16 protein-coding genes and 2 pseudogenes are annotated in these 14,569 nt (G+C 65.2%); 12 read left to right on the top strand and 6 right to left on the bottom strand.

The window, feature by feature from the left end:
• Window positions 1–7: 7 nt before the first annotated feature.
• Window positions 8–505: a Dps family protein gene (locus tag TVC13_RS14020; RefSeq protein WP_422401801.1), complete on the bottom strand. Its 498-nt coding sequence runs from the start codon at window positions 503–505 to the stop codon at window positions 8–10.
• 198 nt (window positions 506–703) lie between these two features.
• On the opposite strand from TVC13_RS14020, the pseudogene TVC13_RS14015 reads away from it, so the two are divergent.
• Window positions 704–1,153 (top strand): annotated as a pseudogene (locus TVC13_RS14015) (SRPBCC family protein); the annotation flags it as partial.
• A gap of 166 nt (window positions 1,154–1,319) precedes the next feature.
• Here TVC13_RS14015 and TVC13_RS14010 read toward each other — a convergent pair.
• On the bottom strand, window positions 1,320–2,798 hold the full coding sequence (locus TVC13_RS14010; protein WP_422401800.1) for an FAD-dependent oxidoreductase: 1,479 nt from the start codon (window positions 2,796–2,798) through the stop codon (window positions 1,320–1,322).
• Between the two features lie 204 nt (window positions 2,799–3,002).
• Here TVC13_RS14010 and TVC13_RS14005 point away from each other — a divergent pair, with 204 nt between their 5' ends.
• The 5 genes from TVC13_RS14005 (at window position 3,003) to TVC13_RS13985 (ending at window position 7,089) form a co-directional block, all read left to right on the top strand.
• Window positions 3,003–3,506, top strand: a complete 504-nt coding sequence (locus TVC13_RS14005) for a DUF4383 domain-containing protein (RefSeq protein ID WP_422401799.1) — start codon at window positions 3,003–3,005, stop codon at window positions 3,504–3,506.
• A gap of 206 nt (window positions 3,507–3,712) precedes the next feature.
• The gene (locus TVC13_RS14000) at window positions 3,713–4,780 is read left to right on the top strand and encodes an acyl-CoA dehydrogenase (protein WP_422401798.1); all 1,068 of its coding nucleotides are present in this window, start codon (window positions 3,713–3,715) and stop codon (window positions 4,778–4,780) included.
• Window positions 4,774–6,123 carry a PIG-L family deacetylase gene (locus tag TVC13_RS13995; protein ID WP_422401797.1) on the top strand — a complete coding sequence of 450 codons (1,350 nt, stop codon included), beginning with the start codon at window positions 4,774–4,776 and terminating at the stop codon, window positions 6,121–6,123. Before TVC13_RS14000 ends, TVC13_RS13995 begins: the two co-directional genes overlap by 7 nt.
• Window positions 6,120–6,803, top strand: a complete 684-nt coding sequence (locus TVC13_RS13990) for a glycosyltransferase (protein WP_422401796.1) — start codon at window positions 6,120–6,122, stop codon at window positions 6,801–6,803. Before TVC13_RS13995 ends, TVC13_RS13990 begins: the two co-directional genes overlap by 4 nt.
• Before the next feature lie 46 nt (window positions 6,804–6,849).
• Window positions 6,850–7,089, top strand: coding sequence for a DUF2630 family protein (locus TVC13_RS13985; protein WP_422401795.1), 240 nt, complete (start codon window positions 6,850–6,852; stop codon window positions 7,087–7,089).
• 24 nt (window positions 7,090–7,113) lie between these two features.
• Here TVC13_RS13985 and TVC13_RS13980 read toward each other — a convergent pair whose 3' ends face one another.
• Both TVC13_RS13980 and TVC13_RS13975 read right to left on the bottom strand, forming a co-directional pair.
• Window positions 7,114–7,368 (bottom strand): hypothetical protein, encoded by a 255-nt coding sequence (locus TVC13_RS13980; RefSeq protein WP_422401794.1) that lies wholly within the window; start codon window positions 7,366–7,368, stop codon window positions 7,114–7,116.
• A 3-nt stretch (window positions 7,369–7,371) separates the two neighbouring features.
• Complete coding sequence (locus TVC13_RS13975; RefSeq protein ID WP_422401793.1) at window positions 7,372–8,256, bottom strand: Ku protein; 885 nt, start codon at window positions 8,254–8,256, stop codon at window positions 7,372–7,374.
• 173 nt (window positions 8,257–8,429) lie between these two features.
• On the opposite strand from TVC13_RS13975, the gene TVC13_RS13970 reads away from it, so the two are divergent.
• The 3 genes from TVC13_RS13970 to TVC13_RS13960 are packed head-to-tail and all read left to right on the top strand — an operon-like array spanning window position 8,430 to window position 10,878.
• A complete protein-coding gene (locus TVC13_RS13970) occupies window positions 8,430–9,821 on the top strand; it encodes an FAD-binding oxidoreductase (RefSeq protein WP_422401792.1) in 1,392 nt (463 codons plus the stop codon).
• A gap of 41 nt (window positions 9,822–9,862) precedes the next feature.
• Window positions 9,863–10,321: a redox-sensitive transcriptional activator SoxR gene (gene soxR / locus TVC13_RS13965; RefSeq protein ID WP_422401791.1), complete on the top strand. Its 459-nt coding sequence runs from the start codon at window positions 9,863–9,865 to the stop codon at window positions 10,319–10,321.
• A 38-nt stretch (window positions 10,322–10,359) separates the two neighbouring features.
• The gene (locus TVC13_RS13960) at window positions 10,360–10,878 is read left to right on the top strand and encodes a flavin reductase family protein (RefSeq protein ID WP_422401790.1); all 519 of its coding nucleotides are present in this window, start codon (window positions 10,360–10,362) and stop codon (window positions 10,876–10,878) included.
• On the opposite strand, the gene TVC13_RS13955 is transcribed toward TVC13_RS13960, so the two are convergent.
• On the bottom strand, window positions 10,875–11,756 hold the full coding sequence (locus TVC13_RS13955; protein WP_422401789.1) for a LysR family transcriptional regulator ArgP: 882 nt from the start codon (window positions 11,754–11,756) through the stop codon (window positions 10,875–10,877). The genes TVC13_RS13960 and TVC13_RS13955 overlap by 4 nt on opposite strands.
• A 72-nt stretch (window positions 11,757–11,828) precedes the next feature.
• On the opposite strand from TVC13_RS13955, the gene TVC13_RS13950 reads away from it, so the two are divergent.
• Entirely contained in the window at window positions 11,829–12,449 is a 621-nt protein-coding gene (locus TVC13_RS13950) for a LysE/ArgO family amino acid transporter (protein ID WP_422401788.1), read from the top strand.
• Window positions 12,450–12,717: 268 nt separating this feature from the next.
• A pseudogene (locus TVC13_RS13945) lies at window positions 12,718–12,939 on the top strand (DapH/DapD/GlmU-related protein); the annotation flags it as partial.
• On the opposite strand, the gene TVC13_RS13940 reads toward TVC13_RS13945, so the two are convergent.
• Complete coding sequence (locus TVC13_RS13940) at window positions 12,936–13,511, bottom strand: TetR/AcrR family transcriptional regulator (RefSeq protein ID WP_422401787.1); 576 nt, start codon at window positions 13,509–13,511, stop codon at window positions 12,936–12,938. The pseudogene TVC13_RS13945 and the gene TVC13_RS13940 sit on opposite strands and share 4 nt — an antisense overlap.
• A 93-nt stretch (window positions 13,512–13,604) precedes the next feature.
• Between TVC13_RS13940 and TVC13_RS13935 the strand changes: the two genes are divergently transcribed.
• Window positions 13,605–14,480, top strand: a complete 876-nt coding sequence (locus TVC13_RS13935) for an alpha/beta fold hydrolase (RefSeq protein WP_422401786.1) — start codon at window positions 13,605–13,607, stop codon at window positions 14,478–14,480.
• Window positions 14,481–14,569 lie beyond the last annotated feature (89 nt).

The raw sequence follows: 14,569 nt of genomic DNA, 5'->3' as shown, positions 1-14,569 counted from the left end.
GAATCTCCTAGGTGGTGGCAGCCGTGTCTGCTCCCTCGGGGCTGACCACGCTGGCCGTCGGCTGCAGGTTCTCGGCGTCGACCATCCAGGCGTACTGCTCCAGCTTGCCGATGAATCCGTGCAGGATGTCCGCGGTCGTCGGGTCTTCCTCATCAACCTGGTCGTGAACGTCGCGCATGGTCTGCACCGTGCCGCGGAGCAGCCCCACCACCAGGGTGACGGTGTCCTTGGTGTCTACCAGTCCGGCCGGGAAAGGTGGCAGGGACGTGCCTTCGGCCACGGCGGTGCTGCGGCCGTCCGGCACAGCCTGGAGGGCACGCATGCGCTCGGCCAGCTCGTCGGCAAACAGCCGGGCGTCGTCGATGATTTCGTCCAGCTGGAGATGGAGGTCGCGGAAGTTCTTGCCCACCACGTTCCAGTGCGCCTGCTTGCCCTGCAGATGCAGTTCGATCAGGTCGACCAGCACGGCCTGCAGGTTGGTGGTCAGCTGCTGTGATGCCTTCATTGTTCCTCCTGTGTTGACGAACCAAGACTGTAAAGCTTCTGCGGAATTCGCTCCGCGGAAGTTCGATATAAGCAAGCTTACCTTTAGCTTGTGATCTGTTGTCCACTTGGTTACCGTGGGACCAGAGGGTAATAAGCCCCCTTACTATCGGAGGTTCGTTCCGTGAGGAACAGCGCAATCCGCGACCGAAGGGACAGTATGAGCACCGTAGAAGAGTCAATTGACGTTGCAGTACCCGTCACCACTGCCTACAACCAGTGGACGCAGTTCGAGTCCTTCCCCCATTTCATGAAGGGTGTCGAATCCGTCACCCAGCTCTCCGACACGGAATCCCGCTGGGTGACCAAAATCGGCGGGGTTGAGCGGACCTTTGACACGAAGATCACCGAGCAGCACCCCGATGAGCGCGTCGCCTGGAAGAGCACCGACGGCAAATCCCAGGCAGGAGTAGTGACATTCCACCGCCTCAGCGCCACGGAAACCCGGGTCAGTGTCCAGTTGGACTGGGATCCGGAAACCTTCGCCGAGAAGCTCGGGTCCGTGGTGGGCGCAGACGACCACCGCGTCAAGGGTGACCTCAAGCGGTTCAAGGAATTCATTGAGTCCCAGGGTTCCGAGACGGGATCCTGGCGCGGGAACGTGGACGCTGCCCCAACAGCGGCCACAGGCGCGGGTCTGAAGGCCGCCCCAACGGCCGACCCCTCCCTGGATGACCCCGAATCCGGCGGACCCCGGGCAGCCGGCGTTTAAGCCGGGCGCATCCGCAGCAGGCCCGGCACCTTCTCTTCGGAGGTGCCGGGCCTTTTGTCTGCCGTTATGCAGGATCGAGCCCCTTCACGGCCGGTCCTTCAAGTACTTCGCCGTCCGCAGAGAAGCGTGAGCCGTGCAGCGGGCAGTCCCAGGACGCCTCCGCGTCGTTCCAGGCCAGAACCCCGTGCAGATGGGGGCAAACCGCCGAGCGGCGCGTTGTGACCCCGTTTACCGTGCAGACCGCCACGGGGGAGCCGCCTTCGCGCACCACAACGCCGAGGCCTTCAGGCGGCTCGGCTCCGGCGGTCCGGGAGAGTCCTCCAGCCCACCCGCTGATCATCTGCAGGCCCACCTCGGCGTTGTCCTTCACCGTAGTGACGGCGTCGGGAAGGCTGACCTTCGCCTTGTAGAACCCTTCGTCCGGATCAGCGTTGCCTAGGATCCGCGCCGACAGTGACAATGCTGCGGCAACACCGTTGGTCATGCCCCACTTATTGAAGCCGGTGGCGGCGTAGATGTTCTTGCCCAGAAGCGGCAGTTCACCCACATAGGGGACAGAGGAAGCCGGTGAATAGTCCTGTGCGGACCAGTCATACCGGGCCTGATCCACTGAAAAGTTCTGCCGGGCCCATTCATGAAGGCCGTTTACCCGGTCCCTGGTATGCGAGGCACGCCCCACCGGATGGCCGTTGCCGCCCGCCAGCAGGTACTTGGTCCCGTCTACCACCACAGTGCGCAGTGACCTCGAAGGGGAATCAGCTGAAAGGTACATGCCTTCGGGGACCTCGCCCGTGACGGGGAAGGCGCTGGCATAGGACCGCATCGGCTTGACGACGGCGAAGTAGCCGCCGCGGTCAAGGATCGGAATGCCGGTGGCCAGGACCACCTGCGCGGCCTCAAGGTCTCCGGGTGAGGCCACCACCCGTACCTTGCCGGTATCCGTGTGGTGGACTTCCGTGACCCTTACGCCTTCGAACAGTGCTCCGGAGAGTGAACGGAGCTCAGCGGCCAGAGCTGAGAGCGCGTGCAGCGGATGGAACTGGGCCTGATCCGCCAGCCGCAGGGCTGCCTGTACCTGAAATGGCAGCTCCGTCTCCGTGGTGCTTTCGACGGCCAGTCCGGCGGCCCGGCAGGCATCGCGTTCCTCGGCGAGGGCGGAGGCACCGTCCGGGGTGACGGCGTAGGTCCAGGCATCACGGACCTCATAGCCCACGCCGGCGCTGTCACAGAAGCGCAGCAGCCATTCCTGTCCCCGGCGGTTGGCTGCGGCATAGGCTGCGGCAGTGGATACGTCATGGTGCCGGGCCACTTCGGAGAGCACGGTCCCCTGCAGCAGTGAGATCTTCGCGGTCGTGTTTCCAGTGGTCACCGCGCCGGTTCGACGCGCCTCGATGACCGCTACCCGCTGCCCGCCGCGGGCAAGCATGACGGCGGTGGACAGTCCGGTCAGACCGGCGCCCACCACCACCGTGTCATAGGACCCGCCGGGCGCGAAGGTGTCGGTTGGGATGGTGGGGGAGGTATCCAGCCAAAGCGATTGCATGTGCTTCCTTCCTCAGGGTTGGCCTCCAGCCCATAGCCCCTGCGGCCCTGAGTCAAGAGGCGTTCCGGGATCGGGCTGTCCACGGCCTGGCAGTTGATAAGCATGCTTCCCATGGAGTGGGGACTGTGCCACAGTTTAACCGTAGGTTTCAGGCCTCCGTCTGGCCGGAGTCCAGCATTCTCCCTTGGAGATAAGGAGTTGGCCATGTCTTATGCAAGCAGCAGCCGAGGACTTTCCGCCCGCAGAACCAGTGCCCAGATAGCCGCCATTGTTTTCGGCATCGTCTTCCTGGCAATTGGCGTCCTTGGTTTCATTCCGGGAATCACCACGAACTACGGCGCGCTCTATTTCGCCGGGTATGGGTCTGAGGCTGTTCTGCTGGGCCTCTTCCAGGTGTCCATCCTCCACAACGTTGTCCACATGCTGCTCGGGTTCGCCGGGCTGTGGATGGCCAGGAGCAACTCATCCGCCCGCACCTACCTCATTGGCGCCGGCGTGCTGTACCTGCTCCTGTTTATTTACGGACTGATCATTCCGCTGAACTCGGACGCCAACTTTGTTCCGTTCAACTGGGCGGACAACTGGCTTCATCTGTTCCTCGCCGCAGTGATGATCATTCTGGGATTCGTTCTGGGATCTGACCGCTCCCGCGGCGCGAGCCGCGGTCCCAGCCGCGGATCCCCGGGTGAGGGCAGCATTCCGAACTAGAACCCAACCAGGAAAACGGGCGTGGCCGGCTGCGGCCGCGCCCTTTCCGCTGCCCTGATGTTGTTACGGCTTTTCCCCGTCCTGGCCGTACAGCATGTAATTTAGGAAGCACCCTTATCCAGGACGGAGGCAAGGCCAGTGTCGATCCCCCAAGACCCTATGCCTGCTGCAGCTTCGCATGCACCGGGCCGTGCCGGCGGCAGCACGTGAGCGCCCCGGTACTGCTTAGCGCTGACACACCTGCAGCGCAGCTGGACGCCCTCTCCGAGATCATGGGCCTGGCCCGGGGAACTGATGGTTCTGCGGTGACCTCGCTGCTGCTCCTCAAATCCGCCACCGACGCCGCGCCGCTTCCCGGTGAGGGAAACACGCTGGCCCTGCTTGAACTGCTGGCTACGCTGGGCGCGGCTGATCTCACCGCCGCCCGGGTGGTGGAACCGCACCTGGACGCGCGTGCCATCCTGGCACAGGCGGCGCAACTCCCGCCCGATGGCGGCAGGGCAGACGGCATCGACTTCGCTTCAGGGTCCTGGGGCGTCTATGCCGCCGAGGGTCCGGGAATGGCCCTTACCGCCACAGAGCACGACGGCGGCTGGCAGCTTTCCGGCCGCAAGCCCTGGTGCTCCCTGGCAGACCAGCTGGACTACGCCGTGGTGACTGCCCATACAGCGCACGGCAACCGCCGCGCATTTGCCGTGGATCTCAGCAGTCCCGGGATCCAGCCGGCCGAGGGACTCTGGATCAGCCGCGGCCTGGCCGCGGTCAACAGCGGACCACTGGACTTCACGGATGCACCCGCTTATCCCGTAGGCCGGGACAACTGGTACCTGGAACGGGACGGATTCGCCTGGGGCGGGATCGGCGTCGCAGCGGTCTGGTACGGAGGTGCCGTGGGCGTTGCCCGGCGGCTGCTCCAGGCAAGCCGGCAGCGGAGGCCTGACCAGATTGCGCAGGCACTCATTGGATCAGCCGATCTTTCCCTGCAGTCGGCGGCCCGCGTCCTGGCAGCAGCGGCGGCCGACATAGACTCCGGCCGGGCAGCGGGAGCGGACGGTGCCCTGCTGGCCCAGCGGGTCCGCGGCGTTGTAGCCGATGCTGCTGAGCGGGTACTGAGCGCCGCCGCCCACGGTCTGGGGCCGGGACCGCTCACTGCCGAAGAGCAGCATGCCCGCCGGGTGGCGGACCTGCAGGTTTATGTGCGCCAGCACCACGGTGAACGCGACCATGCCGCACTGGGCGGAATGCTCCTGGCCCGGGAATCAGCCCCGTGGTGAGTTTCACCCACCGGGACGCCAGCCAGGATGAGGCCCTCTGGCTCCAGGCCCTGGAAGGCGCACCGGGCCTGCAAACGCTTCTGCCGGATATTCCGGAGCGACTGGTTGTCCTCGCCGCGCATCCCGATGATGAGACCCTGGGCGCCGGCGGACTGATCGCAGCACTCGCGGCTGAGGGAACAAGCATTGACGTCATTGTCGCAACGGCCGGCGAGGCGTCCCATCCGGATTCCGCAACCCATACTCCGGAACGCCTGGCACAGATCCGGGAACAGGAACTGCGCGACGCCGTTGCGGCACTGGCACCGCAGGCACGGGTCCGCCTGCTGGGCCTGCCTGACGGAGGCCTGGCGGGCTGCCGTGAGGAACTGCGCCGGGCGCTGGAGGAAGCAGCGGACTCCGGCACCGGGCCCCTGTGGATTGCTGCACCCTGGTGGCACGACGGGCACACGGACCATGACACAGCCGGGGAAGTGGCTGCAGGGTTCGCCGAAGCGGTACGTATTCCCCTGCTGGAATATCCAATCTGGCTGTGGCACTGGGGAACACCCCGGGACATTCCCGAAGACCTCTGCGTCTTCCCCCTCGGTTCCCGGCCGGCGCAGGCCAAACGGGCGGCCATGAAGGCACACCACAGCCAGGTGAATCCGCTCTCTGACCGGCCGGGAGACGAGGTCCTGCTGGGTGCCGAGGTGCTGGCCCACTTTGAACGGCCCTTCGAGTCCTTCCGCGTCACGGTGCCGCCCAGCGCCCGGCGGGTGTTCGAGGACCTGTATGCCGGGTCCGTGGATCCCTGGAATTTCGAGGGGAGCTTCTACGAGTACCGGAAGCGGGCGCTCACCCTTGCCATGCTGCCGCGGGAGTCGTTTGGCAGGGTTTTTGAACCGGGCTGCTCGATTGGTGTACTGACCGCCGAGCTGGCACGCCGGGCCGAATCCGTGACTGCCATGGACATCAGTGCCCGGGCGCTGGAACTGGCGCGGCAGCGGGTCGGGTCCGCGGCCGGCGTCGAACTGGTCGAAGGGAGTATTCCGGAGAACTGGCCCGCCGGCACCTACGACCTGGTGGTCATCTCCGAGATCGGATACTTCCTGAGCCGGGCGCAGCTGCAGGAGACCGTGAAACGTACAGCTGCGTCCCTGGCACCTGACGGCGTGCTGCTGCTCTGCCACTGGCGGCACCCCAACGAGGGCTGGCCGCTGACGGGGGATGACGTTCACGAGGCATTTCTGCGCGACAGCGGACTGGAACGGCTCAGCGCGCACATGGAAGCAGACTTCCGCATCGACGTTTTGGTGCCGCCGCCCGCCGAGTCGGTGGCACGCCGGGAGGGACTGCTTTGACGCCTGACCACATCGGCGTCGTCATTCCCGCCCGGGATGAAGAAGAGTTCCTGCCCCGCTGCCTGGCGTCCGTGGCCGCGGCTGCCCAGGTGCTGGCTGTTCCTGCCCGGGTAAGCGTGGTGGTGGTGCTGGATTCCTGCACCGACGGGTCTGCAGCTGCCGCTGCCGGGGCCGGACTTCAGCTGGGACTTGAACTGCACCTGCTGGAGACCCAGGCCGGGAATGTTGGCGCCGTTCGGGCTGAAGGAGCTGCCGCAGTTCTGGAAACCGGTGCCCGCTGGATAGCGAATACGGACGCGGACACGGTTGTTCCGGCGAATTGGCTGCAGACCCAGGGGGAGTTGTCTGCGGGTGGCTACGGACTGGTGCTTGGCACGGTGGTGCCGGATGCCAGGGATCTGGAGGCGAGCCACCTCGCACTGTGGCAGTCCCGGCACACCCTGGCGGAGGGGCACCCCTATGTCCACGGCGCCAACCTGGGATTCTCGGCTGAAGCTTATACGGCTGCCGGCGGCTTCCGCCCGGCCACAACCGGTGAGGATGTGGACCTGGCTGACCGGATCAAGGCAGCGCAGGTGCCATGGATCGCGACCGATTGGATCCGGGCTGTGACTTCGGGCCGGACGACTGGCCGGGGACCCGCCGGCTTCTCCGGCTACCTCCGCGGGCTGCTGAACTAGCCCTTTGCGGGTGGTGCGTGCGCCGCGTGCGCTCTAGCGTGGGGGAATGGACTCTGAGCAAATCCACGCACAAATCGAACGCCTGGTTGAACAGGAGCAGTCGCTGCGCAGCGCCGGACCCGGCGCCAGCGCTGAATCCCATGCCGAACAGCTGCGCAGCATCGGTGAACAGCTGGATCAGTGCTGGGACCTTCTGCGCCAGAGGCGTGCCCGGATCGATGCAGGCGAGAATCCGGACTCCGCCGCGGTGCGCCCGGTCGGCGAAGTCGAGGGCTACCGGCAGTAGCCGTTCTTGCAGTTCCCCGGCCGGCTAACGGGTTAGGGCACGCACCAGGGTGGCTGCACCCACGGTGCGGCGGAACGGACTGCGGCCCCGGAAGGTTTCTCCGGCGGCCCACCACATCATGGCGCCTTGGCTGGCCCGGTGCAGCACGTCCCGGTAACGCGGGGTCAGGGCCATGGCTGAAGCGGCACCAAGTCCGGCCCAGGCCATCATGGGCAGGTTTGGTGGAAGGAAAACGGTCTGCCGTCCCCTGCGGTCGCGGAAGTAGCTGGTAACGCCCATTGTCTACGCGCCTTTCCTTGTTTTGCGGCCGGAGGACTTTGCTGCCGGCTTCTTGGCTGGTTGTTCCTTTTCCTGCTCCTTCGCTTTTCCGGACGCCGGCTTCCTGCCCCGGTTCTTCTCGACGCTGCGCCGCAGCGCCTCCATCAGGTCCAGGACCTTCCCGCCCTCGTCCTCCGCCTCTTCGCCGAAGGTCTGCTCAGTGTCCAGGGCTTCGCCCTTCTCAAGCTTGGCCTCAATGAGGGTGCGGAGCTGCTCCTGGTATTCGTCGGTGAACCCGGAAGGATCAAAGTCGGAGCTGAAGGAGTCCACAAGCGCCGAAGACATCTCCAGTTCCTTCGCGGAGATGCGCACCGACTCCTCCAGGGACGGGAAAGCAGCTTCCCGTACCTCGTCCTCCCAGAGCAGGGTTTGCAGCGTCAGTACGTCGCCGCGGACACGCAGGGCGCCGAGCCGGCTCTTTTGCCGCAGCGAGAACTGCACGATTGCGGTCCGGTCCGTGTCCTCCAGGGTGCGCCGCAGGAGCACATAGGACTTGGTGGACTTTGAATCCGGTTCCAGATAGTAGGTGCGGTCAAACAGAATGGGGTCGACCTGGTCGCTGGGGACGAACTCCACCACCTCGATCTCCCGGCTTTTCTCCACCGGCAGCGACGCCAGGTCCTCGTCTGTGAGCACGACTGTCTGCTCGCCGTCGTCGTAGGCCTTGGCGATGTTCTTGTACTCGACCACTTCACCGCAGATTTCACAGCGGCGCTGGTACCGGATCCGGCCGCCGTCCTTCTCATGTACCTGGTGCAGGCTGACGTCGTGGTCCTCGGTCGCGGAATATACCTTGACCGGCACATTGACCAGCCCAAACGCAATGGCACCTTTCCAGATGGCTCTCATGTACCAAGTGAACACCAAGCCGGCTGAGAATCTCCAGACTTTTGATCAGGGCGCTCCGGCAACCGGACTGTGCTTTTGAGGCACCTCTTGGCGGACACCGGGCCGAGCCCTACCCTATTGAGCAATTCACCGGTGCTCGGGCCGGTCCACTTCTCACCCCCGGGAGCACCATCATGATCCAAGAACCTGACCTGGACGCACTCCGCGGTGCCGTCCGGGGCATCGTTTCAAAGCCCGCAGAGGGCTCTTATGCGCAGGACACGGCAGCGTTCAATCTGGCCCAGGTCCACCACCCCGACGCCGTTCTGGGCGCCCTGGACGCCTCGGATGTGCAGGCCGCCGTCCAGTGGGCAGCTGAGCGTGGAATTCCGCTGGCGGTGCAGGCCACCGGCCACAATGCCGCGTCACCCATGGATGAGGGCCTGCTCATCAACACTTCACGTCTGCAGGACTTCGAGCTGGACCCGGAACGCGGAACCTTCACCGTGGGGGCCGGCGTGCGGTGGGACGCGGTGCTGGGGGAGCTGGTGCCGCACGGCCTGACCGCCGCCCACGGATCGAGTTCCCGTGTGGGCGTGGTCGGCTACACGGTCGGCGGCGGACTGCCGCTGATGGGACGCGCCCTGGGCTTCGCCTCAGACCATCTGCGCAGTTTCGACGTTGTCACCCCGGACGGCACCCTGCGCAGCGCTGATCCGGAAACCGAACCGGAACTCTTTACCGCCGTGCGCGGAGGTAAGGGCAATTTCGGAATCATCACCCGCATGAGCATGGCCGCAGTACCACTGGGAGAGTTCTACGGCGGGCAGCTGGTGTACCCGGAAGAGGGGGCGGGCCAGGTCCTGGAAGCATTCCGCCGGTGGGCTCCCGGCCTGCCCGGTGAAGCCTCCGCCTCCCTGGCCTTTATGCACCTTCCCGACGTGCCGTTCCTGCCGCCGGAACTGCGGGGAACCGCGCCCGTGATTCTCCGCTTTGCCCTGTTCGGCACTGAGGAAGAAGGGGAGAGGCTGCTGCAACCGCTCCGTCAGCTGCCGGTGGTCAGCGACACGGCCGGGCCCATGGATTACCTTGGCGTGGACGCGGTGCACAGTGATCCGGCAGATCCGGCTCCTTCCATGGAACGGGGCATGCTGCTCACGGATCTGGACGACGACGCCGCTGCCGAGCTGCTGCGCCAGGTTGGCCCCGGCTCGGGAACACCACTGGTTATGCTGGAGCTTCGGCTGCTCGGCGGTGCTCTGTCCGAGGAACCTCCGTTCCCCGATACGGTGTCCGGCCGAAGCGCTGCGTACCACCTCTTTGTTCTGGGTGTTCCGGGCCTGCCTGCACCCGATGAGGTGGAGGCAGCCGTGGCTCGCCTGGCTGTTGCCTTCGAGCCCTACGCAGCGGGGAGCCTGATCAACTTCCACGGTCCGGCCGGTGACGAGCTTGACCGCGCACGGGCATGGGAACCTGAATCCTATGCACTGCTCCGCAGTGCCAAGGCCGCCTGGGATCCGCAGAACCTGTTCCGCTACGGACATGCTGTACCGCCAGTTGGTTTAATGGACACGGCAGCCGGCTGAAATCCCGCCGGCCCGGAACGAACAGGCGGCATCAAGTAACCATGGATGGTCAACCCCGGGCCCTGGAAGAACTCACCGTGGGCCAGGTTGCCCAGCGCAGCGGCGTAGCCGTTTCAGCACTGCATTTCTACGAGCGGCAGGGCCTGATCCGCAGCCGCCGGACCAGCGGCAACCAGCGGCGCTTTGACCGTTCGGTCCTGCGCAGAGTGGCCGTTATCCGTGCAGCCCAGCGGGCCGGCATTCCCCTGTCGCATATTGCTGCAGTGTTTGCCGAGCTGCCGGAAGACGGGATCCCGGATCAGGAAGACTGGCGGAGGCTCAGTGCCGCATGGCGTGCGGAACTGGATGACCGGATAGGCCAGCTGGAAGCGCTGCGGGACCGGCTGGGCGGGTGCATCGGCTGCGGATGCCTGTCCCTGGCCGAGTGCAGCTTCATCAACCCGGACGACGCGTCAGGCCGCGGTTTCCGCGGGGCACGGCTGCTGGAGCCCGACTCCTGATTTGACCTCAACTAATGTTGAGGTTCTACCGTTGAGGCATGACTTCAACGGCAGTGACTCATCCTGTGGTGGATGAATTCAAGGATGCGTTCCGGGGCCACCCGGCAGGCGTCGCAATCATTACCGCCACCGGTACCGAGGGCCCGGTGGGGCTGACCGCCTCTTCCGTGAGTTCCGTTTCGGCGGTTCCGCCCATCCTGGCGTTCTCCCTCGCCTCAGCCCAGGGATCGGCGGGTGTGATTGCCGGCGCGGACACCATCGTGGTCCATCTGCTTGGTGCTGACAATGCTGAGCTGGCTTCGCGCTTCGCGGCCCGCGGGGCTGACCGTTTTGGCCCGGATCTTGACTGGAGCACCCTGCCCGGCGGGGAACCCCTGCTGGGCGGTGTGCCCAAGGCGCTGCTCTGCCGGATTCTCTCCCGGACGCAGGCGGGCAGCTCCACCGTCATTACCGCCTCGGTCCTTGAGATCCATGCCGGCCCGGCAGCAGCCCCCCTGGTCTACCACGACCGCACCTATCACCACCTGGGTTCCCACTCGGCGCTCCGCTTCCCCTAATAGAGAAAACCCTTCCCGGCAGCAGTCGAGAGGGCGGCGGCCACCCGCGAAAGCGCAGGGAGCTCAACCCGCCACTGCTGCCAGAACAGGGGGACATCAAGGAAGGCGTCCGGGGACAGAAGAACGAGGGATCCGTCAGACAGCAGTTCCCCGGTCTGGAGGTCCGGGAGCATGCCCCATCCGAATCCCAGCCGCACAGCCTGCAGGAAGTCCCACGATGCCGGCACATAGTGCCTGGGCGGATCGATCCCCGGCCCAAAGGCCGTCTCAAGGAAACGGGACTGCAGGGCATCCCTGCGGTTGAAGACCACCACGGGGGCCTGCGATGCCGACGCCGCGTCCCAGCCGCCGGAGAAGAACCGCCGAACAAAACCGGGACTGGCGGCGGGGCGGTACCTCATGGTTCCCAGCGGGGTGACCGAGCAGCCCTGGACGGGTTCCGGACTGGAGGTTACTGCAGCCATTGCCGTGCCGTTCCGCAGGCTGTCCGCCGAATAGTCCTGGTCCTCCAACGCGAGCTCGAAGCTGGTTCCTTCGATTTCCGCCAGCGCCGGCAGCACCCAGGTGGAGAGCGAATCTGCGTTAATTACCAGTTGAACAGCGCTGCGTCCCGGCTGGCTCTTCAGACCGAGGCGTTCCACGGCGTCGTCCTCCAAAGCGGCAATTTGCCGTGCCAGCCGCAGCAGGACTGCCCCCGGTTCAGTGGCGGACACGGGCCTGGTGCGCTTGAGCAGTACGCAGCCCGTCCGCACTTCCAGTGCCTTCACCCGCTGGCTCACAGCCGACGTCGTCAGGTGCAGTGCGGTGGCCGCCGCATCGAAGCTGCCGTGGTCCAGCACTGCCGCCAAGGCACGCAGCTGGTCCGCATTGAAGTCCATGTTAAGGAATCCTAAAGATAGTTCAGAATAATTAGCTAGTCACGGGTCAGTTGTCCCTCCAAACTTGTACATATGGACTTTTCGAATATTGCGACGCTGGCGGCCGGTTTTGGCAGCGGCCTGGCACTGATCGTGGCCATCGGCGCACAGAATGCTTTTGTGCTGCGCCAGGGGCTTCGGCGGGAACACCTCCCGGCCGTCGTCGCCGTCTGCATTCTCAGTGACGCCGTCCTCATCCTCGCCGGAACAGCGGGCATCGGGCGGCTGACGCAGAGCGCGCCGCTGGTCCTGGACATTATTCGGTGGGCGGGTGCCGTGTTCCTCCTTGCCTATGCGTTCCTGTCACTGTGGCGGGCCATCAACCCAACGGGCCTGCAGGCGGCCGGCGAGGGAAAGGGAACGCTGGCCGCCGCTGTCCTGACCTGTCTGAGCCTGACCTGGCTGAATCCCCACGTGTACCTGGATACGGTGGTGCTGCTCGGTTCACTGGCAGCAACACATGGAGTCGATGGGCGGTGGATCTTTGCAGCCGGTGCCGTCGCGGCCAGTACGTTCTGGTTCAGCCTGCTCGGGTTCGGTGCCCGGCTGCTGGCTCCGTTTTTCGCCCGGCCCCGTTCGTGGCAGATCCTCGACGCCGGGATAGCTGTCTTTATGGTCGTGCTGGCAGTGAGCCTGATCAACGCTTCGCTTTAGTTCCACCTGCGGCGCCACGCGGTGTGTGGTGCTAGTCTGCGCCAAACCGTGCCCGGCGCCGGTGCCGCGGGTGGTGGTGCGGGGAGGCGGCGGCGAAAGCTACTCGGCCTTTTGCCGCAGCGGTCCGCTCACGGACGGCAACGTGGTTTCGGGTACATCCCCAGGAACCACGCTGGACGGACGCGCGGGTATGGCCGTCCTGGTGGTGGACGGGTACCTGGACGGAGCGGAGCTGTCCGGGAACGCGGAAATGATCCACGAGAACGTCCTTCTAACGCCCACGCATCCGCCGGCGGCAGGAACGCGCCGGGACAAGCTGGAAGCCGCTATCGGCAACAACGCCTGGCTTGGCGGCGGGGTGATCGTGCTGCCCGGAGTGAGCATCGGGGAGAATACTGTGGTGGGCGCGGGGGCGGTGGTGACCCGGGACCTGCCGGCCAACGTCGTCGCAGTGGGTAATCCCGCCCGTGTTGTCCGGGACCAAAGCTAACCCTGCCCGGGAACGGCTTGGATTTGGGTGTTGATGAGGATCTCTGCCGCCTGGCGTGCCTGCTGCGCGGCTTCGGGGGAACCTGAGATAGCCGCCGTCGTCTGGGCGCCTTCAGCCAGCAGGGCCAGCTGCGGTCCGAGCGCCGGGTTGCCGCCGGCATCGGCGACGAGGCGGGCCAGTACCTGCTGGAAAGATTCCTTGTGGGCCCGGGTGCGCTCGGCAATGTCCGGTGACTGGCTGCCCAGCTCGCCGAAGGCGTTGATGAACGCGCAGCCCCGGAAGGAATCCTCGGCAAACCAGTCGGCCAGGTAGTCGTAGACAGCCAGCAGCTTGCGGCGGGGGTCTGCGGCGTCGTCGATCCTCTTCTGAAGACCGGCGGTCCAGATTCGGTGGCGCCTGTCCAGAACCGCGAATACTATGGCCTGCTTAGACGGAAACAGGGCATAAAGCTTCTTCAGCGGCAGGTTCACCTCGCGCCTGAGTTCGGCCATGCCGACCGCCTGGATGCCGCGCTCGTAGAAGAGCCTGTCGGCTACTTCGATCACGTGTCCGTGTTCGTCATTCGGGTCCATAAGACAAGTGTAGTTGCTTTGAGAACGATCGTTCCCTATAGTTGGGGGCTCAGAGAATGATCATTCTCACAGTTCAATGAGAGGAGCAGCGCCATGGGACGTATCAGCGTCAGCACGGAGAACAGCAGTCCGATCGAGCTCTACTACGAAGACCACGGCAAGGGACAGCCGGTGGTTCTGATTCACGGCTACCCGCTGGACGGGGCGTCCTGGGAAAAGCAGACGGCCGCTCTGCTGAAGGCCGGTTACCGGGTCATCACCTATGACCGGCGCGGTTTTGGCCGCTCGGACAAGCCTGCTGAAGGCTACGACTACGACACATTCGCCGCAGACCTGAACGCCGTGCTGAATACCTTGGACCTGCATTCCGTGGTGCTTGTGGGCTTCTCCATGGGAACCGGGGAAGTGGCGCGGTACCTCTCAACCTACGGCTCGGACCGTGTGGACAAGGCTGCCTTCCTGGGCTCACTCGAGCCATACCTGCTCCAGACCGAAGACAACCCGGAGGGTGTTCCACAGGAAGTCTTTGACGGACTGCTTGAGGCTGCCACGGCGGACCGGTACGCCTTCTTTACCGAGTTCTTCAAGAACTTCTACAACTCGGACGAATTCCTGGGCACTCCGCGGCTCAGCCAGGAAGTGGTCAATGCCGGCTGGAACCTTGCCTCCTCGGCAAGCCCGATCGCCTCACTGGCTGCACAGCCCACCTGGCTCACCGATTTCCGCGACGACATCCCGAAGATCGAGGTTCCGTCGCTGATCGTTCACGGCACCGCGGACAACATCCTTCCGATCGATGCAACCGGCCGCCGGTTCGCGAAGGCGCTGCCCTCCGCCACGTATGTTGAGATCGAAGGCGCCCCGCACGGGCTGCTCTGGACCCACGCACAGGAAGTGAACGAGGCGCTGCTCTCCTTCCTGGCCCAGGACACCAAGCCGAAGACCCGCGAAGTTCCCGCCGAAGCCTAGAAACTCCGCTAAGGACCCCGCCCCCCCCCGGGCCGGGGGGGGGTGCATGTAGGGCCCCATTGTGGCGGGGGGCGGGGGGGGCCCGGGGG

It is taken from the genome of Arthrobacter sp. 3Tela_A, from assembly GCF_049311025.1.
GTDB lineage: Bacteria > Actinomycetota > Actinomycetes > Actinomycetales > Micrococcaceae > Arthrobacter_B.
This window is presented reverse-complemented; position numbering and strand designations above follow the sequence as displayed.